General features: G+C 29.5%; 21 protein-coding genes. 13 read left to right on the forward strand and 8 right to left on the reverse strand.

Annotation, left to right across the window (positions count from 1 at the left end; all coding sequences use genetic code 11):
* Positions 1 to 197: 197 nt before the first annotated feature.
* Both CLV86_RS12120 and CLV86_RS12125 read right to left on the reverse strand, forming a co-directional pair.
* The gene (locus CLV86_RS12120; RefSeq protein WP_121052676.1) at positions 198 to 947 is read right to left on the reverse strand and encodes a tetratricopeptide repeat protein; all 750 of its coding nucleotides are present in this window, start codon (positions 945 to 947) and stop codon (positions 198 to 200) included.
* Between the two features lie 5 nt (positions 948 to 952).
* Positions 953 to 1534: an RNA polymerase sigma factor gene (locus tag CLV86_RS12125; protein WP_121052678.1), complete on the reverse strand. Its 582-nt coding sequence runs from the start codon at positions 1532 to 1534 to the stop codon at positions 953 to 955.
* Between the two features lie 138 nt (positions 1535 to 1672).
* On the opposite strand from CLV86_RS12125, the gene CLV86_RS12130 reads away from it, so the two are divergent.
* From CLV86_RS12130 to CLV86_RS12155, 6 genes are all read left to right on the forward strand, one after another.
* Positions 1673 to 2164 (forward strand): hypothetical protein, encoded by a 492-nt coding sequence (locus tag CLV86_RS12130; RefSeq protein WP_147427037.1) that lies wholly within the window; start codon positions 1673 to 1675, stop codon positions 2162 to 2164.
* Between the two features lie 78 nt (positions 2165 to 2242).
* On the forward strand, positions 2243 to 3226 hold the full coding sequence (locus CLV86_RS12135) for a hypothetical protein (protein WP_121052682.1): 984 nt from the start codon (positions 2243 to 2245) through the stop codon (positions 3224 to 3226).
* A gap of 326 nt (positions 3227 to 3552) precedes the next feature.
* Complete coding sequence (locus CLV86_RS12140; protein ID WP_121052684.1) at positions 3553 to 5511, forward strand: DUF7849 domain-containing protein; 1959 nt, start codon at positions 3553 to 3555, stop codon at positions 5509 to 5511.
* A gap of 47 nt (positions 5512 to 5558) precedes the next feature.
* On the forward strand, positions 5559 to 8150 hold the full coding sequence (locus tag CLV86_RS12145; protein WP_121052686.1) for a CHAT domain-containing protein: 2592 nt from the start codon (positions 5559 to 5561) through the stop codon (positions 8148 to 8150).
* Entirely contained in the window at positions 8119 to 8565 is a 447-nt protein-coding gene (locus CLV86_RS12150) for a retropepsin-like aspartic protease (RefSeq protein WP_121052688.1), read from the forward strand. The genes CLV86_RS12145 and CLV86_RS12150 overlap by 32 nt, the downstream gene beginning before the upstream one ends.
* 53 nt (positions 8566 to 8618) lie before the next feature.
* The gene (locus tag CLV86_RS12155) at positions 8619 to 9251 is read left to right on the forward strand and encodes a response regulator transcription factor (RefSeq protein ID WP_121052690.1); all 633 of its coding nucleotides are present in this window, start codon (positions 8619 to 8621) and stop codon (positions 9249 to 9251) included.
* A gap of 966 nt (positions 9252 to 10217) precedes the next feature.
* Here the strand turns inward: CLV86_RS12155 and CLV86_RS12160 are convergent.
* The 4 genes from CLV86_RS12160 to leuS all read right to left on the reverse strand — a co-directional run bounded on the left by CLV86_RS12160 (position 10218) and on the right by leuS (position 14761).
* Positions 10218 to 10934: a zinc metallopeptidase gene (locus CLV86_RS12160; RefSeq protein WP_121052692.1), complete on the reverse strand. Its 717-nt coding sequence runs from the start codon at positions 10932 to 10934 to the stop codon at positions 10218 to 10220.
* A 74-nt stretch (positions 10935 to 11008) separates the two neighbouring features.
* Complete coding sequence (locus CLV86_RS12165) at positions 11009 to 11524, reverse strand: hypothetical protein (RefSeq protein WP_121052694.1); 516 nt, start codon at positions 11522 to 11524, stop codon at positions 11009 to 11011.
* Positions 11525 to 11568: 44 nt separating this feature from the next.
* Positions 11569 to 11940 carry a hypothetical protein gene (locus tag CLV86_RS12170; RefSeq protein WP_121052696.1) on the reverse strand — a complete coding sequence of 124 codons (372 nt, stop codon included), beginning with the start codon at positions 11938 to 11940 and terminating at the stop codon, positions 11569 to 11571.
* Positions 11933 to 14761, reverse strand: coding sequence for a leucine--tRNA ligase (gene leuS / locus CLV86_RS12175; RefSeq protein ID WP_121052698.1), 2829 nt, complete (start codon positions 14759 to 14761; stop codon positions 11933 to 11935). Before leuS ends, CLV86_RS12170 begins: the two co-directional genes overlap by 8 nt.
* 127 nt (positions 14762 to 14888) lie before the next feature.
* On the opposite strand from leuS, the gene CLV86_RS12180 reads away from it, so the two are divergent.
* The 7 genes from CLV86_RS12180 (at position 14889) to CLV86_RS12205 (ending at position 19065) form a co-directional block, all read left to right on the forward strand.
* Entirely contained in the window at positions 14889 to 15767 is an 879-nt protein-coding gene (locus CLV86_RS12180) for a cell division protein FtsX (protein WP_076734312.1), read from the forward strand.
* Between the two features lie 161 nt (positions 15768 to 15928).
* Positions 15929 to 16072, forward strand: coding sequence for a hypothetical protein (locus CLV86_RS14290; RefSeq protein ID WP_170148543.1), 144 nt, complete (start codon positions 15929 to 15931; stop codon positions 16070 to 16072).
* A gap of 4 nt (positions 16073 to 16076) precedes the next feature.
* On the forward strand, positions 16077 to 16430 hold the full coding sequence (locus CLV86_RS12185) for a hypothetical protein (protein WP_121052700.1): 354 nt from the start codon (positions 16077 to 16079) through the stop codon (positions 16428 to 16430).
* Between the two features lie 11 nt (positions 16431 to 16441).
* The gene (locus tag CLV86_RS12190; protein WP_076734310.1) at positions 16442 to 16714 is read left to right on the forward strand and encodes a DUF3098 domain-containing protein; all 273 of its coding nucleotides are present in this window, start codon (positions 16442 to 16444) and stop codon (positions 16712 to 16714) included.
* A gap of 47 nt (positions 16715 to 16761) precedes the next feature.
* Complete coding sequence (locus CLV86_RS12195; protein ID WP_076734309.1) at positions 16762 to 17556, forward strand: undecaprenyl-diphosphate phosphatase; 795 nt, start codon at positions 16762 to 16764, stop codon at positions 17554 to 17556.
* A gap of 4 nt (positions 17557 to 17560) precedes the next feature.
* On the forward strand, positions 17561 to 18259 hold the full coding sequence (gene truB, locus CLV86_RS12200; RefSeq protein WP_121052702.1) for a tRNA pseudouridine(55) synthase TruB: 699 nt from the start codon (positions 17561 to 17563) through the stop codon (positions 18257 to 18259).
* Between the two features lie 170 nt (positions 18260 to 18429).
* Positions 18430 to 19065: a hypothetical protein gene (locus CLV86_RS12205; RefSeq protein ID WP_121052704.1), complete on the forward strand. Its 636-nt coding sequence runs from the start codon at positions 18430 to 18432 to the stop codon at positions 19063 to 19065.
* 1 nt (position 19066) lies between these two features.
* On the opposite strand, the gene rpoN is transcribed toward CLV86_RS12205, so the two are convergent.
* Both rpoN and asnS read right to left on the reverse strand, forming a co-directional pair.
* Positions 19067 to 20521 (reverse strand): RNA polymerase factor sigma-54, encoded by a 1455-nt coding sequence (gene rpoN / locus CLV86_RS12210; protein WP_121052706.1) that lies wholly within the window; start codon positions 20519 to 20521, stop codon positions 19067 to 19069.
* Positions 20522 to 20617: 96 nt separating this feature from the next.
* Positions 20618 to 22048 carry an asparagine--tRNA ligase gene (gene asnS / locus CLV86_RS12215; protein WP_121052708.1) on the reverse strand — a complete coding sequence of 477 codons (1431 nt, stop codon included), beginning with the start codon at positions 22046 to 22048 and terminating at the stop codon, positions 20618 to 20620.

The following is a 22048-nucleotide window of genomic DNA, read 5'->3' on the forward strand; positions in this document are numbered from 1 at the left end:
AAAGGAGAAACAGAATTAGCAATAGACTGTGGTAATAACTGCACAGAAGAGCAACACCAAATGAACAGACGTTCTCAGTTTAGAATCATGAGCGGAGGACCTAAAGCTAATTAAAAAACATCTAAACAAAAGTTTAACCAACTAATACAACCAACAAAAAAAGCCGCAACTAAGTTGCGGCTTTTTTATTTTATTTATTACTCTAACTTATCTAATAAATCCTGAGCTTCTTTAAAGTCATCTGCTTCTTCTGGAATTTGTTTTAAATAAACAATTGTAGCGTCAATATCTTTTTGTTTAAGTTTACTTAAGGCCGAATACCAAAGTGCTCTATTTTTATAGACAGATTTTCCAACTACTATTTTGTTTAATTGTGTATCTGCTATTTTAAAGTTATCCAATTCAATATTAGTAATGGCATAATACAGTTGTAATTCGCTATTATTAGGATCGGTATCTAATATTTTTTTTAATAATGAATTTGCTTTATCATAGTTTTTATTATTAAAAGCTTTTGTGGCTTCTATTAATTCTTTTACATTATTTTCACTCCTTACAATAGTCATTGGCTCATGACTATTAAAATCTGAATAAGTAGGATCAGAAAATTGATTAAACACAAAAAAACCAACTAATAATGCAATACAGGCAGCCGCTAAATATTTTATTATATTAAACGGTTTACGTTTTGGTGTAACAATTTTTGTAGTTGTTTTTTCTTTGTTAAAGTAATTTTCAGATACTGTATTTAAATTGTTTTTAAAAGCATTAGTTTCATCTTCATTTCTAATAGTATTCTGTAAAAAAATGGTTGTATCTAAATACAAATTAAAATTGCTTGAAAACTCAAGATCTGAATCCATCTTGTCTTGAAACTTTAAAATTTCATCGTCAGATAATTCTCCGTTAATATAAGCGTCAAATAAAATATAATCTTCCTCTTGCATATTTATTAATAATTAAGTTGATTAAACTTTGGAGACTCTTGAACCAATTTTGTTAATTGTCCAATACATAAAGATTTCTTTTTTCGAGCATAAGCATAACTTATATTCAAGCTTTTTGCTACTTCTTCCATAGAATTTATTTTAAAAGTAGCCTTTATTAAATCTTTACATGCTTTTCCTAGTTTATTAAACATCTCGTTAAATAAGTCTTGTTTTTCTCCAAATAGTAATGTTTCATAAGCTAATTCTTGTGCACCATCATCTTTAAATAAAAGCTCTTCGTTAATTGTTACCTCTTTATTTTTCTTTTTTTTGAGTTCGTTTAACCATTTACGTTTACATAATAGAAAAAAGTATGCATCAAAAGGACAGGTGAGTTTTAAATCTTTTTCTTTTGCTTGATTATATATTGTAACTATAGTTTCTTGTATTATGTCTTTTGCTTGTTCTGCGTCTCCACTATTTTGCTTAATATAATTAACCACTTTAGGCACAAATTTTTGATAAATAGCTTCAATAATAAAGGAATTATTATTTAATAAGCCGTCTATATATTTTTGGTCTTCGTGAATTTTTTTTTCACTCATAATCCCATAATTATCAGTTAGTTTCTAAGCAATTTAAAAAAACTTTGCAAAACAGAGGTAACAATTTTTAAATGGTTTTGATATAAGGTTGTAAAAGGCAAAGTGCCAAAACACTTAAACATTAAACATTTAGAAATTATGAATTATTTAAATAGAAATTACAAACGTGTAATTAAAAACAAAATTAGAGTAAGTAAGACTTCCATTTTAATTATTGCAACAATAGTATTTAGCTTTTTAAACGTAAACGCTACAAATTTAAAAACATCAATAAATACTAAAGTGAATTTAGACATTACAACAGACGATTTAATAAAAATTTTCGATTGGTCTGTTAAAACTAACACAGGAGAATTTTCTGGAACAGCCTCAACATTATTCGATGCAAAAAAAAGAGCTAATATGGTTGGTCAAGGAGTAATAGTTTTAGAACAAAAAATAGTAAGCTATTATGTGTTAAGAAGTGAAATACACTCTAAAACAAACCGAACTTACTTTTGGGAAGTTATAAGTGAACACGGTTACGCAAAAGGATTTAGCTCTAGTGAATTCTCTGCAAAACGAATGCTCCATTTACTTGCCAAAGGAGATATTGTATCCTACAGAATAATAGAAAATAAGATTAAATAAAAAAAAATTATAAAAACTAGGTAACAAAACAATTATCAAGTTTATGTAAAGATGTAAACCAATAAAACATTAGAAATCATGAAAAATTTAAAAACAGTATTTGCAAGTTTATTTATTACAGGATTAGCACTATTAACAAGTTGCGATCCTAATGAGAGTGTAGAAATTTCTCAAGAAGTAAAAATTCCGCCTACAATGGAAGCTTTTCAAAATATTAGAGAACAAGCTTTAGAAAATAACACTCAAACCTTTCAGTTCGATGGCAATGATGGCAATATTACTTTAACATCAGACAATGGAGTACAAATTAATATTAACACTAATTGTTTAACACTAAACGGTAATCCAGTTTCTGGAACTGTAGATCTTAAATACGTAGAGCTATTTGAAAAAGGAAATATGCTTACAACTCATAAACCTACAATGGGAGAGTTACCAAATGGAGATAAGGCGTTGTTAATTTCTGGTGGTGAATTTTTATTAGAAGCCACACAAGGCGGAATAGCCTTAAATACTAATTGTAATATACAATTAGTGGTGCCAAATAGTTTAACTGGTGGTGCAGATCCAGCAATGACACTTTGGGAAGGAACAATAGATAATGAAGAAAATTTAACTTGGGATGAAGTTGAAGATGCTACAGGACAAGGAGGTGTATTTGTTGAAGGAGGAGAGTATTATGCCTTTTTAGGTCAGTTTGGGTGGTCTAATATCGACCGTTTTTATAACGATCCTAGACCAAAAACATTAATTAAGGCACAAGCTCCTGTAGGATATAATTTTACAAATAGCGCTATTTACTTATCGTATGATGGTGAAGATTCAGGATTAGCTTCTTTAGACACTTACGATGGAACGTTAAACTTGTTTAGTGAGCATTATGGACAAATACCAATAGGTTTAGAGTGTCATGTAATTTTTGCAACCGAAGACAATGGTGTTTGGAGATACGCTGTAAAACCAGTAACTATCGTTGCAGACGATATTATATCATTTAATTTTAACGAAACAGCTCTTGCAACAGAAGCCGAATTTGTAAATATTATTAATGCGCTACCATAATTTTTAATTCCTACTTTTAAAAGGTCAGAAAAAAAATCTGACCTTTTTTTTAATAAATATTAAAAATAGGGTAACAAATATATTACTGTATTGATATAAAGGTGTAGAACATTAAAACACATGATTATGAAAAATGCAGAATTAATCCAGGAACAAGTTTTTTATTTTAGTATTCGCCTTATTATTTTGTTAAGTGTATTAGCCTCAATTGCATAAAACTATATTTTAAAGCTAGGAGTTTACTTCTAGCTTTTTTTTAAATGCTGAAGGATTTATTTTAAAAATTCAGTTTTTGTATATTTAATACTATTAACCATATCGCTATTATGAAAAATCTATATTCCTTTCTTGTTTTTGCTTTTCTTTTTCAATTTGTATTTAGTCAAGATTCCCAAGTTATAGATACAACTCGAAGAGTAGCAAATATTACATATAATAAAAATGGAAACGAGGTGAAATTTACACCTAAAACACCTCCTTTAAACCAAATAGCAGGAGCACCAAAAGCATTTTATAAACATTTTTGGGAATTTGGAGATGGCGATTATAGTAAAGAAGAAACACCAACAAAAAAATATAATAATACTGGTGATTACGAAGTAAAGTATTGGGCCACTAATGTTTATGATACAGGAAAACCACCAACTTCTAGACCAAAAAAAATAAATATTGATAACGCAAGTGATACTGCAGAAGCTTCAAAGTCTATGACAGAAGATATTGCTCTTATTCGCAATCGAGAGCCCAGGCCAAATGAAGAAATGGTAGTAGTTATGAGCTATAAAAATTATAAAGACTATGCTACCAATGGGACGCTTCATTTATATTTTAACGAGCAAAAATATAAAGCAGATAATTTTGAATTAGCAGATACAAGAGTGTATAATAACGAACAAGTAATAGAAAGCGAAGATTATGTTTTCTCACACGAGATTGACGATGAGCAAGCTTTTTATGCTTCAGCAAAAAATAATATTAATTTACTAAGAGCAAAATTTAAAGATTCTACAGAAAAAGAAAATTTAGAATTAACCTTGGCCGAAAGCAAAGCCACATATAAAAAATCGACCGTAGTAAAGTTCGATAATATGAAGCCAAACGAAGAACGAAACATTTTTTACACCTTTAAAACAACACCAGAAATGTTAAAGGATACTAGTGCTATAATTTCGGTAAGAAGCATTTATATTCCAGACGATAATTACAAAACGCATAAGGTAAAAGATATGGAAATGGAAATTGTTACCTCTCACGATCCTAATAAAATGTCTTCTAATGCTACGTTTTTAAATTATAGGTTAGTACGTTTTAAAAGGCCAAAATTTAAAATTCGTTTTCAAAATAATGGAGAAGGACCAGCAAATACTATTCGGTTAGAAACAGATATTCCAGAAATGTTCGATAAAAGCACTATTCGCGTAGAAGACATGTATCCTAAAGTAAAAATTTGTCCTAAACAGGAAGTAAGTTATAGTTGTTTAGATACCACTTACACTAGTAAACAAGCCATTTTTACCTTTAAAAATATTTATTTACCAGGTAGCGAACAAAAAAATGTTAAGGATTACGATTCCACACAAGGCTTTGTAAAATACAGTTTAAAGTTTGGAAAAAATTTTCATAAACAAAAAACAAAATCTAGAACGGCTATAATTTTCGATAAAAACGAACCTATAATTACCAATTACTCGACCACTCGTTTTTTGCCAGGCATATCTATTGGTGCAAAAGCAGGATACAACTCTTTTAATAATCTTAATGACTCTAAAAGTTATTTTGTAGGAGCAACAATTTCACCTTACAAATCATATAAATGGTATTGGCAAGTAGAACTATTAAACAGCTTTCACCAGTTTAATGGAAATAAAATAATTACCGAAGAAAATATAGATACCGCTACATTTATTGGTAGAGAGCGTACCACTATAGCAAACAGTTTCGACAATGTAGATTGGGAATTACCTGTGTTAATTAGATATAACATAAATAATTACATTGGTTTGGGAGCAGGACTGCAAGGCATGATTTCGTTAAGTGAAAAAAGCACAAACAGTATAAAGATAGATCGCGCTCAAACTGAAAATGGTTTAGATATAGAACCATATCAAAACATTAGCGAAACAACTATAGTAACAAGTGAAAGTTTTTCAAACTTTAGAACAGGTATACTGTTTGAAGTTACAGCTGGTTTTGCCAGAATAGGACCAAGTCTTGGCGCTCGTTATATATTGAATTCTAAAGAAAATTATAACTATATGCAGCTTTATGCTATCTGGAAATTCTAAAGGTTTTTATAAACAAGCATAAGTAAATATTATTTTAATAGTCAATAATGAAAAACCTCTTAGTTATCTTATTTTTATTAAGCTTTGGAAGTGTTTTTTGCCAAAGTATAGAAGATGCTATATATAATGCTACAGATACTTTTAATGCTAAAAAATCTCCAGAAGCTCTAGCAGCATTAAATAAAAACATTGCAAATTTTGAAAGTAGGTTAACCTCCATAGAAGAGTATATGGCATTTATCTACCTTTTAGTAAATAAAGCTTATTATCTAGATAAAAACAATAAAAATAGCACTGCAATTTCTACTTATGAAAAAGCTTGGAAGTTATATAAAGATAAAAATATTGCAAGCTCTTACGATTTTGATATTATAGAAAACTGTTTAAAACCTTTAGGAATATTATATAATAGAGTTGGAGATTATTTAAGTTCCGAGAACATTACAAAAAGCTATATTGATTTAGCCAAAAACAATAACGATAGCAACCAGGTTGTAGCTGGTATTATAAATTTATCGAGACTGTATCAAACTTTAGGAAAACACCAACAATCTATAAAGCTTGTAAACTATGGACTTAATATAAAAAAAATTAATGCACAGCAGAAAAGGATATTAAAAGGTATAAAGTCCAGAAGTGAGATTAGACTGAACCGAGATGTAATTATTATAGACAAAGTAGTTTCTCCATTAAAAACTTTTGGTAACATTCAAGAGAAGGAATTAAGTTACGAGTTAGCTATGCAAAACAAGGATTATGCAAAAGCTTTAAAGGTTTTTAAAAGTTTAAAAAACTTAAAAAGAGATCAACTATCTTCCGCAAGTTTATTATCCAAATTATATTTTCAAGAAGCTCAACTTTACTTTTTGTTAAATGATTTTAATACAGCAGAAAGCACTCTTAAAATAGCTTTAAAATATTTACTCCCAGATTATAATTCTAAATCTATATTAAGCGAAGATAATTTGTATCCAGAAAATACGTTTATTGAAATTTTCGATTTATATGCTGCCTTGCAATCTAATCCTGAAAAAGCTTTAGAGTATTACAATTTAAGTTTTTATGTAATCGATTTGTTGGCTATGAACACTACATCTCAAGAAGGGAAATTTATTTTATTAAACGAATATAGAAGCCGTAGCGAAAAATGTTTAGATTTACTTTATAAGCTTCAGAATAGTAGTAATAAATCAAATTACACTTTGCAAGCATTAAAGCTTTCCGAACGTTATAAATCTAAAGTTTTAAAAGAAACAGTAGAAAAAAAGAATTTAGTAAAATTATATCCGGAGGATTCTTTGTTAATCTTACAACAAAGATTATTGCAAGAACAGCAACAACTTACTAACCGATTATATAAAACACCTTTTAAAGACATTTTAGACTCAAAAACTATAATTAGAGAGCAACTAGCATCTATTAACATAGAACTAAAAAAAGTAAATAAAGATGTAGAAAAAAAATATAAACGTTCACAAAGTTCGTTTTCAATATCAGCTCTAAACTCAAGACTTAAAGAAGACCAAGCTACATTAGTAAATTATTTTTATGATAAAAAAGCTATTTATCAAATTATAGTTTCAGAACAAGCAACAGCATTTAATAGAATTATATTAAGTAAGGAAAATACTAAAAACATTAAAAATTTTATTAACTATTTCGAAAGTTCATCATCTATTAATAATAATATTTCAAATTTTACAGAAGATGCATATTCAATTTACAAATTATTGAAACTAGATATTATAAAAGATAAAAGTAATCTTATTATAATACCAGATGGTTTTATAAATTTTATTCCTTTTGATGCACTTTTAACAGCAAAAAGTGAAACTGAAAAATTCGATAGCATGCCGTTTTTTGTAAAGTTTCATCAATCAGTTTTTAATGCTTCAGTTTTATTGTATATAACTAATTCTTCACCTAAAAATAAACATAGTGTTTTAGGCGTATTTCCTGTATTTAAAGATACAAGTCAAGAATTGTCTTATTCTTTAGACGAATCTAAAAATTTAAAAAAAGAAATTAAAACAACACTTTTAATGCACGCAAATGCAACAAAAAGTAACTTTCTTAAACAGGCAAAAAAGCATTCTATTTTGCATTTATCCACTCATGGCACTGGAGGAGATTTTTTTAACCCAGCACAAATAGCTTTTATAGACGAGCCTCTATCTATTAACGAGTTATACAACATAAACCTTAATCCAGAATTAGTAGTTTTAAGTGCTTGCGAAACTGGAGTGGGAGAGCTTAAGCGTGGCGAAGGAGCTTTAAGTATAGCAAGAGGTTTTCAATACGCAGGAGCTAAAAAAGTGTTGTATTCGTTATGGCAAATTAGTGATTTATCTACGTCTAAGATTATGACTTCGTTTTATAGAAATTTAGATAATACAACATCTATTAGTTTTGCTAATCACCAGTCTAAAATTGAATATTTAAATAATAAAAACATAAGTAATATAAAAAAATCGCCATATTACTGGAGTGCTTTTACACTTTATGGTGGTTTTGACCAAGTAGAGCATAACTATTTTAATAAGTGGTTAATAATTGGAATTTCAATAGTAATTATCCTATTTTTACTTTTCTTATATAAAAGAAATAATGGAAAACGCTCTGTGGGAATTTCTACTTGAAAAAGAGTATAAAAAAATAAAATTGAAATTTACTAAAACTAATCATTTTGAAGTAAAAGCTTCAATTAATGGAGTAAAGGGACTTTTTATATTAGATACTGGAGCTTCAAATAGTTGTATTGGTTTTAAAGATGCAGACTTATTTAATTTAAAAGCAAAAGCGTCTAGTATTAAAGCTGCTGGAGCAGGAGCAATAGATATGTTAACACAAACAGCATCTAAAAATAAAATTAAAATTGGACGTTGGAAATGTAATAATATTACTTTGGTTCTTTTTGATTTAACACACGTAAATACTGCGCTTACTATGCATAATGCTAAACCAGTAAATGGAATTATAGGAGCAGATATTCTTAAAAAAGGAAAAGCTATTATAGATTATAATAAGAAATACCTTTATTTAAAGGTACTATAAAGCTATAATTTTCTTACTTTTATTGCAACATATTTTATAAAACGTCTTATTACATGAGTACTTCCATTGTTATTGCAGACGATCATCCTTTAATGTTACGTGGTTTAAGTGATTTTTTATCCTCTAAGGGATATAGCATTTTAGGTAAAGCCGAGGATGGGCAATCTGCATACAACCTTATTATTAAACACAAACCAGATATAGCTATCTTAGATATAAGAATGCCATACCTAACAGGTTTAGAGGTTGCAGAGCAGTGTCAAAAGCATAAATTAGATACCAAAGTAATTTTAATTACTTTCGATAATGAAGAGGCTCTTTTCGATAAAGCTAAAGAGTTTAATGTATATGGATATATATTAAAAGAATTTGCTATTGAAGAAATTGAAATTTGTATTGATCACGTAACCAAAAAAGAAAAATATTTTAGTGAAGAGATTGCATCTTATTTAAATTCAAAAATTAAATACTCTAATGCGCATATTAAAGAGTTGTTAACTAAAACAGAATTAAAAATTGTTAAACAACTTTCTAAAAATAAATCTAATCAAGAAATAGCTAACACTTTACAAAGTTCTATTAGGACTATAGAAAAACACAGAAGTAATATTGTAAAAAAATTAAAGCTTCAAAAATCTCATAATGCACTTATGTTATGGGCAAATTTAAATAAAGACTTATTTTAGTTATATTATAAAATAACTTATTTAGCGTTTTTTTACGTTTTCAAAATGTCTAGTTATAAATTTTAAAAAGCACTTAAAGGTCATTTTTTATAGTAATAGTAAGGCATAACAAGATTTTTGTTTTAAATGTTGTGTCTAAAAAAATACGTAGTTATACGTATTTTTTATATCATATATTCACTTTATCTTTATATTGCTATTAATCAATTTAAAGAGGAACCTAAAAGCTCTACATTATATTATAATGTAGAGCTTCTCTTTTTTTAAAAGAATGCTTAAAATAACACATAGTATTGTAAACAAAGCTTTTATATTATTTGAGTAAATTTAAATTACACTAAAAAATACGTAGTTCTACGTATTTTTTATATCATATATTCAAGTTATCTTTACAGTGCTATTAATCAATCATATCAATAGGAGAAGCAAATGCTCTACATTTTAACCGGATGTAGAGCTTCTCTTTTTTATAGCGATATTTAATTACATTTCTCTAAAACTAAATTTAAAACTGTATAAGAGATTTTCTTAAATCTGCGTTTTTAATATAGATTTATAATTGGTAATCCAATTTTTAAGGCTTCCATATTATTTATTAGTATTATGTATAACAGGCGATTTCAGCGTTTTTAAACACTTATTTTAAGCCAAACAAATTACGTAGTTCTACGTATTTTATTTATCGTTAATTCAAGGTATCTTTATATTGCTATTAATTAGTTTTTAAGGGAAAATTAATTTTTTAAGAAAACTCTGTATTGTAATGGTACAGAGTTTTTAAATAAAAATCAACCGTATATGGAAAAGATAGAAAACAAAAACTTTATAACTGGAATTATTATACTTTCAGTAGTTGTTATTATTCTAAATGTGTTTTTAGCTTTTATAAATTAAAGTTATTAAGAAAGTTTTAAAACAAAAAAGCTCCTTTTATAAGGAGCTTTTTTAATTATTCTTAATTTTTAATTAATCTCTACTACCGCCAAATATGCGTAAAGCAAAATATAAAAGAGAAGCAATTGCACCAAGTGCTGCAACTAAATAAGTTCTTGCAGCCCATTTTAAAGCATCTTCAGAACCTTTATATTCATCTGGAGTAACTATGTTTTTGTTTTTTAACCAAGCTAATGCACGATTACTAGCATCGTACTCTACAGGTAATGTAATAACACTAAAAAGTGTTGCAAAACCCATCATAATTAATCCGGCAATAGCAATATATTTTCCGGTTACTCCCATAGCTTCACTAGCCATTAATGCTATACCTCCAAAAATTACCCATTGAGAAATACTAGATGTAAATTGTACAACCGGTACTAATTTAGATCGCATAGTTAAATATTTATATGCTGTGGCATTCTGTACAGCATGGCCAACTTCGTGTGCGGCAACAGCAGCAGCCGATGCGTTTCTTTGGTTGTAAACAACTTCACTTAAATTAACTGTTTTATTTGTAGGATTATAGTGGTCTGTTAATTGTCCTGGTGTAGATATTACTTGTACATCTCTAATACCATGGTCTGCCAACATTTTAGTTGCAATTTCTGCACCACTCATTCCATTTCGTAAATGTACTTTAGAGTATTTAGCAAATTTTCTTTTTAATTGGTTACTAACTAACCAACTTACTACCGATATTAATCCGATAATAATATAATAACCCATATAACTTGATCCCATCATAATTTTAATATTTTAAATATGGTTTAAATATAACAAAAAGTAAGCCATTTTTAATGGAAGAAAATTTGTCTGTTTTATTGTTTTAAAAGCTTTGCTTTTTGTGTCACAGTAACAGGATAGCTAATAACCTCGGTGTTATCTTCGGTTGCTTTTGTTGTAGTTTTTGCATCTTTACCAGAAAACACAATTTCAAAAGTCATATAGTCGTTATAAAAAGCTTCTGTAGTCATTAGTAAATTACCTTGTACTTCAAAAACATTATAAAGTACATTGTCTACGAGTTTCGCGCCTAAAATTATACCATTATTTTCATCTATAATATATTCACCTTTATCTTTGTCGACAGTTTTTAAAGTATAATTTCTATCGTTTCTTTCACCATTAAAAATATATACAATTTTGTAATTATAAATTTCAGCAGAATCTGTTGCTGTTAAATGAAATTCCATACCAATACTTTGTTTACCTTTTGCATTGGTAATATTTAAATCGCCTTTATAAATTCCGAAATAATCTTCAGGAAAATTTTTTTCTTGCGCTTCCGCAGAAAAACTAATTATTAGAAATAAAATAGGAATAATAAATTTCATGAGTTTTGTTTACTAAAATATAAAAAACAGTTGAGCTAAACTTATTATTCTTCTATTTGCATAACCTTTACGGCAATGTTGTTTTCAAAAACTATAATAAGTTTAGCTTCTTTTAATTCTGAAAAACTTGTAGGTTTTCCTAAACGATAAATAAAGTGATCTTTACCTTCTGTTATTTCATATTGTGCTTTACCAAGTAATAAAACAATGTCCTGTTTTGTTTTACCAATAAGTATTTTATTTTCAATAATATCATCAGCCATTTTATAACGCATTCTTGGTTGCGTTTTCCATTGCTCGACATTAAAGCGCTCCTCAAAAAACCATATTAATGTTGTAGCTAATACAAATGAAAAAAAGAAAACCATGCCAATTTTATCGGCACGTTTAATTTTTAAATTTGTTAGTTTACCCAACAATGTTAACTATTTTTCCTGGCACAACAATTACTTTTTTAGGTTCACGGCCATCTAATTGAGCAATTGTTTTTTCGTGAGCCATTACAGTTTTTTCAATATCGTCTTTACTCATATCCATAGGCAACTCTAACGTAAAACGCATTTTGCCATTAAAAGATATTGGATAGTTTTTACTGCTTTCTACTAAGTGACTCGCATTAAACTCTGGAAAAGCAACTGTAGAAATAGAATTATTATAGCCTAATTGGCTATATAATTCTTCAGCAATATGTGGCGCGTAAGGTGAAATTAAAACCAATAATGGTTCTAATATTTCTTTACTTGTACATTTTTGTGCACCAAGTTCGTTTACAGCAATCATAAAAGTAGAAACCGAAGTATTAAAAGAGAAATTCTCGATATCTTCCTGTACTTTCTTTATGGTTTTATGTAGCGTTTTTAAGTTGTCTTTTGTTGGCGCTGCATCGTTTACTTTTAAACCATTATCGTCTACATATAATTTCCATAGTTTCTTTAAGAAATTATGCACTCCAGTAATACCAGCAGTATTCCATGGTTTGTATTGCTCTAATGGTCCTAAAAACATTTCGTAAAGTCTTAAACTATCTGCTCCATAATCTTCGCAAATTGCATCAGGACTAACCACATTGTATTTAGATTTCGACATTTTTTCTACATCTCTTCCAACTTTATATACACCATTTTCTAAAATAAATTCTGCATCTTTATAATCTGCTCCAAATTCTGCATCATTTTTTAAACTTTCAATATCTAACTCATCAGATGCGTTAATATATTTTACTTTTACATGAATTGGTAATACATTTTTTCCTTCAATTAAACCTTTTGATAAGTAGTTATTAGTATTTTCCTCTCTATAAACAAAAGCGCTAGTACCAAGAATCATTCCTTGGTTTATTAACTTTTTAAAAGGTTCTTCAACATTTACAAAGCCTCTATCTTTTAACAATTTTACCCAAAAACGAGAATATAATAAATGTCCTGTTGCGTGTTCTGCACCACCAATATATAAATCTACATTTTCCCAATATTTTAGTGCGTCTTCACTTGCAAAAACATCGCCTCTATTTGCGGCTTCTTCCATATAACGGAAAAAATACCAAGAGCTTCCTGCCCAACCTGGCATGGTGTTTAATTCTAACGGAAAAACGGTTTCATTATCGATATTATCGTTTTCAACTACTTGATTTTTATTTGTATCCCAAGCCCAAACATTGGCACGACCTAAAGGTGGCTCGCCTTCTTCGGTTGGTAAATATTTTTCTACTTCTGGCAGTGTAATTGGTAAATGTGCTTTATCAATCATTTGCGGCATACCATTTACATAATACACTGGAAACGGTTCTCCCCAATAACGTTGTCTTGAGAAAACGGCATCGCGCAATCTATAATTGGTTTTACCTTCGCCTTGCCCTAATTGTTCTAACTCATAAATGGCACGCTTGCTTGCTTTTTTATAATTCATGCCGTTTAAAAAATCGCTATTTGCAATTTTAACGCCATCTTTTCCTGTAAAAGCTTCTTCGCTAATATCTACATTATCAAAAATATTAGGAATTTCTATATTAAAATGTTTAGCAAAGTCGTAATCACGTTGGTCTCCACAAGGAACTGCCATTACAGCACCTGTACCGTAACTTGCTAACACATAATCACCAATCCAGATTGGAATTGGCTCTTTAGAAAATGGATGCTCGGCATAAGCTCCTGTAAATACTCCAGAAATGGTTTTTACATCTGCCATACGATCGCGTTCGCTTCGTTTTGCAGTTTTTTCTATATAAGCTTCTACTTCTGCTTTTTGTTTTGATGTTGTAATTTGTGAAACTAGTTCGTGTTCTGGTGCCAACGTCATGAAACTAACTCCAAAAATAGTATCTGGTCTTGTGGTAAAAACCTCGATTGTTTCTTGGTGATTATTTACATTAAATGTAACGCTTGCTCCTACAGATTTTCCTATCCAGTTACGTTGTGTTTCTTTTAAAGAATCTGTCCAATCTATATCTTCTAAGCCTTGTAATAAACGCTCTGCGTATGCAGAAATACGCATGCTCCATTGCGTCATTTTTTTACGTACAACAGGATGCCCACCACGTTCTGAAACGCCGTTTACAATTTCGTCGTTTGCTAAAACGGTTCCTAAAACTGGACACCAATTTACTTCGGTTTCAGCTAAGTATGTTAATCTATATTTTAATAGTATTTCTTGTTGTTTTATTTCTGAAAAACTATTCCATTCTTCAGCTGTAAATTCTTCTACATCATCATCGCAAGCAACATTAGCATCTTTATTTCCGTTAACTTTAAAAACATATATTAATTCGTTTATATGCTTTGCTTTATTGTTATTATTGCAATAATACGATTCAAATAATTGAATAAATATCCATTGTGTCCATTTATAATATTCTGGATTAGATGTTCTTACTTCTCTAGACCAATCAAAAGAAAAGCCTATTTGATCTAGCTGACGACGATATGTTTTTATATTAGTTTTTGTAGTTACTGCAGGATGTTGCCCAGTTTGTATAGCGTATTGTTCTGCAGGTAAACCAAAACTATCATAACCTTGCGGATGCAATACATTAAAACCTCTATGGCGTTTGTAACGTGCATAAATATCGCTGGCAATATAACCTAACGGATGCCCAACGTGTAAGCCTGCGCCAGATGGGTAAGGAAACATATCGAGTACGTAGTATTTAGGTTTATCGCTAGTATTAGAGGCTTTAAATGTTTGATTTTCTGACCAATATTTTTGCCACTTTTTCTCAATTTTATTAAAATCGTATTGCATTGTCTTATTTTTCCACTATTTAATGCACAAATTTAAACTTTCTATAATACTGTTGAAAGTTTAAGCGTTCTAAAGTTTAGGTAATGAATAACTTTATTATTTTTACATCGTAAACTAAAGTCTTTTTATGAGCTCATCTTTTGATAAATACCAAAAACGTCGTTTAATATCTTCATACTTTTCAGTTGTTTTAAGTATCGGGTTAGTTTTATTTTTACTAGGTTTATTGGGTCTTTTAGTACTTAATGCTAAAAAAGTGGCCGATCATTTTAAAGAACAAGTTACAGTTACCATCTTTTTAAAAGATACTGCTAAAGAAGTTGAAATTAAGCAACTTGAAAAAAGTTTGGCTATGGCCGACTATGTTAAGTCTACCAATTTTGTGTCTAAAGAACAAGCGGCAGAGTTTATGAAAGCCGAAAGTGGTGAAGATTTTATGGATTTTTTAGGTAGTAATCCTTTAAAAAATTCTATTGATGTAAATTTAAAAGCAGACTTTGTAACCTCTGAGAAATTAGAAGCAATATCTGAAGAAGCTTTAATTAAGAATTTTGTAGAAGAAGTAAGTTACGATAATGATTTAGTAAACTTAATGAATGACAATGTAAAGAAAATTAGTTTCTGGATATTGTTACTAAGTGCTTTATTTACTTTAATTGCTGTACTTTTAATTAATAGTTCTATTAGACTGGCTGTTTATTCTAAGCGATTTACTATAAAAACCATGCAAATGGTTGGTGCCACCAAACGTTTTATTAGAAAACCATTTATTTGGCGAAGTGTAAAGCTTGGGATTATAGGTGCCATTTTAGCTTTAATAGGTATGGCTACTGTTTTATATTATATAGATAAAACGTTCCCTGAATTAGCTTTATTAAATAAGCCTATTTTACTTATTGGCTTATTTGGTTTTATATTTTTACTTGGTATTTTTATTACTTGGATTTCTACATTTTTTGCCACGCAGCGTTTTTTAAATTTAAATACAGATAAGCTATATTATTAAAGTATAGTTTTCTTAGCACTCAATTTATATAATTTTAAGTTTAACATTCTTTAACTTAATCCTTAACAATATTTAATAAAGTTCAAGGTTATATTTACATAATCAAAAAACCAAGATACTGACTATACCAATACTTTTTATTCATCATTAAAACTTAAATTATGAAACGAATAACATTTGTATTTATAGGTATTGTTGCGATAACTGCATTAACTGTGCTGTCGAAAAAAAAAATAGAAAACAAGTCTATTAAAATTGTAAAAGTAAACACGAATAAGCACTATATTAAAGGTATATACGACTAGAATTTTGAATTTAAATGAAAATACAAAAAAGAGAATAGTTGTAATTAGTGCAATTATAATTATTTTTTGGGTTGCTTTTTTGTGTTACCAGCTCTTTTTATCATTTAAATTAAATACTCCAGTTGTAAAAAAAGGTAAACCTAAAGCAGGAAAAACTATTAAAGTATTTAATGGTACGGCTTCAAATATTTTTATTAAAAATAGTAATTTTGAGTTTAGCCATAATAATTATGCTCTTAAGCAGAGCTTAAATTTAAGCGCATTAAAGGCTGTAGTTTTAAATAAATCCTTTACTTTGCAAATACCAAATTTATTCGGTAGTGAAATTACTAGCGATTATATTACAGAGTTTAATTAAATCTACATAAAGTGGGAGAGCAAAAACGTAAAGAAGTGGGTTCTGAAAATAAAGGCGAATTTATTTTTGGTAAACGTAATTATAAATTTATGTTTATTGGTTTAGCAATTATAGTATTAGGCTTTATTTTAATGTCTGGCGGTGGTAGCGATGACCCAAATGTTTTTAGTGAAGCAATTTTTAGTTGGAGACGTATTCGTTTGGCTCCAGCTCTTGTTTTAATAGGATTTGGATTCCAAATTTATGCTATTTTAACGCGTAAGGAAGATTCTGACCCTAAATAATATCTTCAAAATACGTATTGGTCATTCAATTTTGATATTTTTGCCGAATGGACATTATAGACTCAATCATTTTAGGCATAATTCAAGGACTTACAGAATTTCTTCCTGTATCTTCTAGTGGGCATTTAGAACTTGGAAAAGCTATTCTTGGTGATAATTCTGTGCCAGAAGAAAGTTTATTATTTACTGTAGTTCTACACTTTGCAACCGCATTAAGTACCATTGTAATTTTTAGAAAAGATATAATTGAAATAATTAAAGGTTTGTTTAAACCGGCAGTTAATAACGACCATCGTTTTGCTATAAAAATTATTATTTCTATGATTCCTGCTGTTATAGTAGGTCTTTTTTTTGAAGAACAACTAGAGCAACTTTTTGGTGGTAATATTATGTTGGTTGGTTTTATGCTTTTGGTTACCGCAGCATTATTATTTTTAGCCGATAAAGCAAAAGACACTAATAAAAAAGTTGGCTTTAAAGATGCTTTTATTATTGGGATTTCTCAAGCTATTGCTATGTTACCGGGAATTTCTAGAAGTGGTGCAACAATATCAACATCGGTTTTATTAGGAAACGATAAAACTAAAGCTGCACGTTTTTCTTTTTTAATGGTTGTGCCATTAATTTTTGGAAAAATTGCTAAAGATATTGTGGGTGGCGAGTTGTCTTTTGAAAGTCATAATATTACAGCATTAGGAGCAGGCTTTTTAGCTGCATTTATTTCAGGTTTATTTGCTTGTACTTGGATGATTGCTTTAGTTAAAAAAAGCAAACTATCTTATTTTGCAATTTACTGCGTTATTGTAGGTTTAATAGCTATTGGTTTTTCACTTTTAAATTAAAAAAATGACGCTTGAAGATTATAAATCCGGACAAGTTTTATTAATAGATAAACCGTTAAACTGGACTTCATTTCAAGTTGTTAATAAACTGCGTTGGGAAATACGTCAAGCTTATAATATAAAAAAAATTAAAGTTGGTCATGCAGGAACTTTAGATCCTTTAGCTACAGGATTATTGGTGATTTGTACTGGCAAAATGACCAAACAAATTAATACCTTTCAAGGACAAATTAAAGAATATACTGGTACAATTGTTTTAGGTAGTACAACTCCTTCTTTTGACTTGGAAACCGAAATAAACGAAACATTTTCTACTAAGCATATAACTGAAGATTTAATACACGAAACAACTAAACAGTTTATTGGTGAAATAGACCAATTTCCTCCTGTTTTTTCTGCACTTAAAAAAGATGGGAAGCGGTTGTATGAATATGCTAGAGCAGGAGAGGATGTAGAAGTAAAATCGCGTAAAATATTTATAAAAGAGTTCGAAATAACTAAAATTGACGCTAATTTGGTTAATTTTAGAGTAGTTTGTAGTAAAGGTACTTATATTCGATCTTTAGCAAACGACTTTGGTAAAGCCCTAAACTCTGGCGGACACCTTTCGGTTTTAAGACGCACAAAAATTGGTGACTTTAATGTAGATAAGGCACTTTCTATAGAAGCTTTTATAAAAGCTTTACCGTCAAAAGCGGAATAATTATTGAGGTTACATCTATAGTTTGTGGTTTAAACGTATATAAATTACCACTACATTAACTTTAATTATTTCGATTTTTTTTGAAATTTAAAAACTCACATAAGGCATTAGTCATAACTCTATTAATAACAGTAAGTCTTGTACTTTCTCTATTTAACTATACTGTTTTTATGGAGCATGAAACTGTGGCCGAAACATTAATAGATATTACTCCTCCAGATTTGTTTGAAGAAAAAAAAGAGGATAATATTGAGCAAAAAAATAATTCTACAAAAACAAATAAAGCTTATAACGAGACAAAAAAATATAAGCATTTTGCACAAGCTTTTAAACCAATTGCGCCACCAAAAGACTATAATAATTCTAAACTTAGAAATTTTTCTAAGCAAGAAATTGAAACTAACGAAGCATCTAATAGTGATGTTGGTTCTTCTTTTAATAACAAAGAGCTAACTTCTTTTGATAATGTTAATAGCATTTTAAATAAACGCTTAAAAGCAACACAACAATCTAATTCTAAAGAATTAACCAATAAAAATAGCTCCGTATTTTATTCTTTATTAGGTAGAACAGACACTTTTTTACCTATTCCTGTTTATTTGTGTGAGGCTAATGGTAAAATTGTTGTTAATATTACTGTAAACGCTTTAGGAGAAGTAATTAAATCGTCTATTAACGCTTCATCAACTTCTAATAACGCTTGTTTACAAAAACATGCATTAGAGTATGCTGCAGATACCAGATTTAGTACATCTAATAAAAGTGCTCAAATAGGTACAATTACCTTTGTGTTTAAAGGAAAATAATTTATAATTCTTTTCGAAGTCTTGCTACAGAAATATCTAATTGTTCTCGATATTTAGCAACAGTTCTTCTTGCAATAGGATAGCCTTTTTCTTTTAAAATTTTAGCAAGAGCTTCGTCTGTTAAAGGTTTCTTTTTATCTTCTTCCTCAACAACTGTTTCAAGTATTTTTTTAATTTCTCTAGTAGAAACCTCTTCTCCTTGGTCGTTTGTCATGGATTCAGAAAAGAATTCTTTAATTAATTTTGTGCCATATGGTGTGTCTACATATTTACTATTTGCTACACGTGAAACAGTAGAAACATCCATTTCAATTTCATCTGCGATATCTTTTAATATCATAGGTTTTAAATTACGCTCATCGCCAGTTAAAAAGTATTCTTTTTGATAATGCATAATTGCACTCATGGTGACAAATAACGTTTGTTGGCGTTGTTTAATAGCTTCTATAAACCATTTAGCCGCATCTAATTTTTGTTTTATAAAAAGTACAGCATCTTTTTGTGCTTTAGACTTGTCTTTAGATTCTTTATAGCCTTTAAGCATGTTATTATACTCTCGCGAAACGTGTAACTCTGGTGCATTTCTACCATTTAAAGTTAACTCTAATTGTCCGTCAACAATTTTTATAGCAAAATCTGGTACGACATGTTCAATCATTCTAGTGTTTCCAGAATAGCTTCCTCCTGGTTTCGGATTTAAACGTTCAATTTCATGAATAGCATCTTTTAATTGAATTTCGCTAATGTCGAATTTCGCCATCAATTTTTTGTAATGCTTTTTTGTAAATTGTTCAAAAGCATTGTTTATAATTTTTGAAGCTAGCTCTACATCTGGAGATTGCTCTTTTCTAGCTAATTGAATGCTTAAACACTCTTGTAAGTTTCGTGCACCAACACCAGCAGGATCTAATTGATGTACTATTTTAAGTACATGTTCAATTTTTTCTTCGGTAGTATATACGTTTTGAGTAAAAGCCAAATCGTCCATTATATCACTTAACTCACGACGTATATAGCCACTTTCGTCTACACTACCAACTAAAAATTCTGCAATATCACGCTCTTCGTCACTTAAACGATAGGTGTTTAACTGTGTTTTTAAATGTTGAGTAAATGAGGTTCCAGATGCGTATGGGATGCTTTTTTCATCATCATCTGCGCTATAATTGTTAGCGCTAGTTCTATAGTCTGGAATTTCATCATCACTTAAATAATCATCAACATTTATTTCTGTTTCAATTACTTCATTATCATCATATTCATCTGCAGAATTATCCATGTCTTCATACTCATCTACTTTTTCTTCTTTTCCAGTATCTAATGCAGGATTTTCTTCTAATTCTTGCTTTAAACGCTGCTCAAAAGCTTGCGTAGGCAACTGTATCAATTTCATTAATTGAATTTGTTGCGGAGACAATTTTTGAGATAATTTGAACTGTAAATATTGTTTAAGCATGATTTAATTTTGATTATTTATAAATATAAAAAAAAACAATCTACATATTTAGTTTTAGCAGATTGTTTTAATAATTATTTATGTTTTTGCATTTGTTTAAAACTCTGCATTTTGTGGTGTTCTTGGATAAGGTATAACATCGCGAATGTTACTCATTCCTGTAGCAAACATTACTAAACGCTCGAAACCTAAACCAAAACCAGAGTGTACTGCGGTACCATACTTACGTAAGTCTAGGTACCACCAAAGCTCTTCTTCTGGAATGTTTAAAACAGCCATTTTTTCTTTTAAAACGTCTAAACGTTCTTCACGTTGGCTTCCTCCAACCATTTCTCCAATGCCTGGAAATAGTATATCCATAGCACGTACAGTTTTTCCGTCTTCGTTTAAACGCATGTAAAATGCTTTTATATTTGCTGGGTAATCAAATAAAATTACTGGACATTTAAAGTGTTTTTCTACTAAGAAACGTTCGTGTTCAGACTGCAAGTCGGCTCCCCATTCTTCAATTATATAATTGAATTTTTTCTTTTTGTTAGGCTTAGAGTTTTTAAGTATATCTATTGCTTCGGTATAGCTAACACGTTTAAAGTTGTTTTCGGTTACGAACTTTAATTTTTCAATTAAAGAAAGCTCGCTACGTTCTGCTTGAGGCTTTGTTTTTTCTTCATCGGCTAGACGCTTGTCTAAAAACTCTAAATCTTCTGCATTATTTTCTAAAATATAAGTGATAACAGATTTCATAAAATCTTCAGCTAAATCCATGTTTCCGGCAAGGTCCATGAATGCAACTTCTGGCTCAATCATCCAAAACTCAGATAAATGACGAGATGTATTAGAGTTTTCTGCTCTAAAGGTTGGACCAAAAGTATATACTTTACCTAGTGACATGGCATAAGTTTCTGCTTCTAATTGGCCAGAAACGGTAAGGTTTGTGTCTTTTCCAAAAAAGTTTTTTGTGTGGTCTATTTCACCATCTTCTGTAAGTGGCGGATTTTTTTGGTCTAAAGTACTTACTTTAAACATTTCTCCGGCACCTTCTGCATCACTTCCTGTAATAATAGGAGTGTGCATGTAATAGAAACCATTATCGTTAAAATATTTATGTATAGCAAAAGATAAAGCCGAACGTAAACGCATGACAGCACTAAATGTACTAGTTCTTGTACGTAAATGTGCATTTTCTCTTAAAAACTCAAAAGAGTGTTTTTTAGGTTGAATTGGGTATGTTTCTGGATCGCTATCTCCAAGAATTTCTATAGAAGATACTACTACTTCAACACTTTGTCCTTTACCTTGGCTCTCTACTAATTCACCTTTTATGGCAACAGCAGCTCCTGTAGTAATACGTTTTAAAGTATCTTCTGGTGTGTTTTCGAAATCAACTACACATTGTATATTATTAAGTGTAGAACCATCGTTTAAAGCAATAAACCTTTTGGCTCTAAAGGTGCGTACCCAACCTTTAACTTCTACTTCTTGTAGTTTTGTTTCTTTTAATAATTGTGCAATAGTTAATTTTGTCAT

Origin of the sequence: Lacinutrix venerupis (assembly GCF_003663945.1) — a bacterium.
In the GTDB taxonomy this organism is placed as follows: Bacteria; Bacteroidota; Bacteroidia; order Flavobacteriales; family Flavobacteriaceae; genus Lacinutrix; species Lacinutrix venerupis.

Coding starts and splice junctions, on each gene's coding strand:
- truB (WP_121052702.1), top strand. CDS start 17,561: ATGACGCTTGAAGATTATAAATCCGGACAAGTTTTATTAATAGATAAA.
- CLV86_RS12145 (WP_121052686.1), top strand. CDS start 5,559: ATGAAAAACCTCTTAGTTATCTTATTTTTATTAAGCTTTGGAAGTGTT.
- rpoN (WP_121052706.1), bottom strand. CDS start 20,521: ATGCTTAAACAATATTTACAGTTCAAATTATCTCAAAAATTGTCTCCG.
- CLV86_RS12150 (WP_121052688.1), top strand. CDS start 8,119: ATGGAAAACGCTCTGTGGGAATTTCTACTTGAAAAAGAGTATAAAAAA.
- CLV86_RS12165 (WP_121052694.1), bottom strand. CDS start 11,524: ATGAAATTTATTATTCCTATTTTATTTCTAATAATTAGTTTTTCTGCG.
- leuS (WP_121052698.1), bottom strand. CDS start 14,761: ATGCAATACGATTTTAATAAAATTGAGAAAAAGTGGCAAAAATATTGG.
- CLV86_RS12125 (WP_121052678.1), bottom strand. CDS start 1,534: ATGAGTGAAAAAAAAATTCACGAAGACCAAAAATATATAGACGGCTTA.
- CLV86_RS12155 (WP_121052690.1), top strand. CDS start 8,619: ATGAGTACTTCCATTGTTATTGCAGACGATCATCCTTTAATGTTACGT.
- asnS (WP_121052708.1), bottom strand. CDS start 22,048: ATGACAAAATTAACTATTGCACAATTATTAAAAGAAACAAAACTACAA.
- CLV86_RS12120 (WP_121052676.1), bottom strand. CDS start 947: ATGCAAGAGGAAGATTATATTTTATTTGACGCTTATATTAACGGAGAA.
- CLV86_RS12130 (WP_147427037.1), top strand. CDS start 1,673: ATGAATTATTTAAATAGAAATTACAAACGTGTAATTAAAAACAAAATT.
- CLV86_RS12195 (WP_076734309.1), top strand. CDS start 16,762: ATGGACATTATAGACTCAATCATTTTAGGCATAATTCAAGGACTTACA.
- CLV86_RS12160 (WP_121052692.1), bottom strand. CDS start 10,934: ATGATGGGATCAAGTTATATGGGTTATTATATTATTATCGGATTAATA.
- CLV86_RS14290 (WP_170148543.1), top strand. CDS start 15,929: ATGAAACGAATAACATTTGTATTTATAGGTATTGTTGCGATAACTGCA.
- CLV86_RS12140 (WP_121052684.1), top strand. CDS start 3,553: ATGAAAAATCTATATTCCTTTCTTGTTTTTGCTTTTCTTTTTCAATTT.
- CLV86_RS12180 (WP_076734312.1), top strand. CDS start 14,889: ATGAGCTCATCTTTTGATAAATACCAAAAACGTCGTTTAATATCTTCA.
- CLV86_RS12135 (WP_121052682.1), top strand. CDS start 2,243: ATGAAAAATTTAAAAACAGTATTTGCAAGTTTATTTATTACAGGATTA.
- CLV86_RS12205 (WP_121052704.1), top strand. CDS start 18,430: ATGGAGCATGAAACTGTGGCCGAAACATTAATAGATATTACTCCTCCA.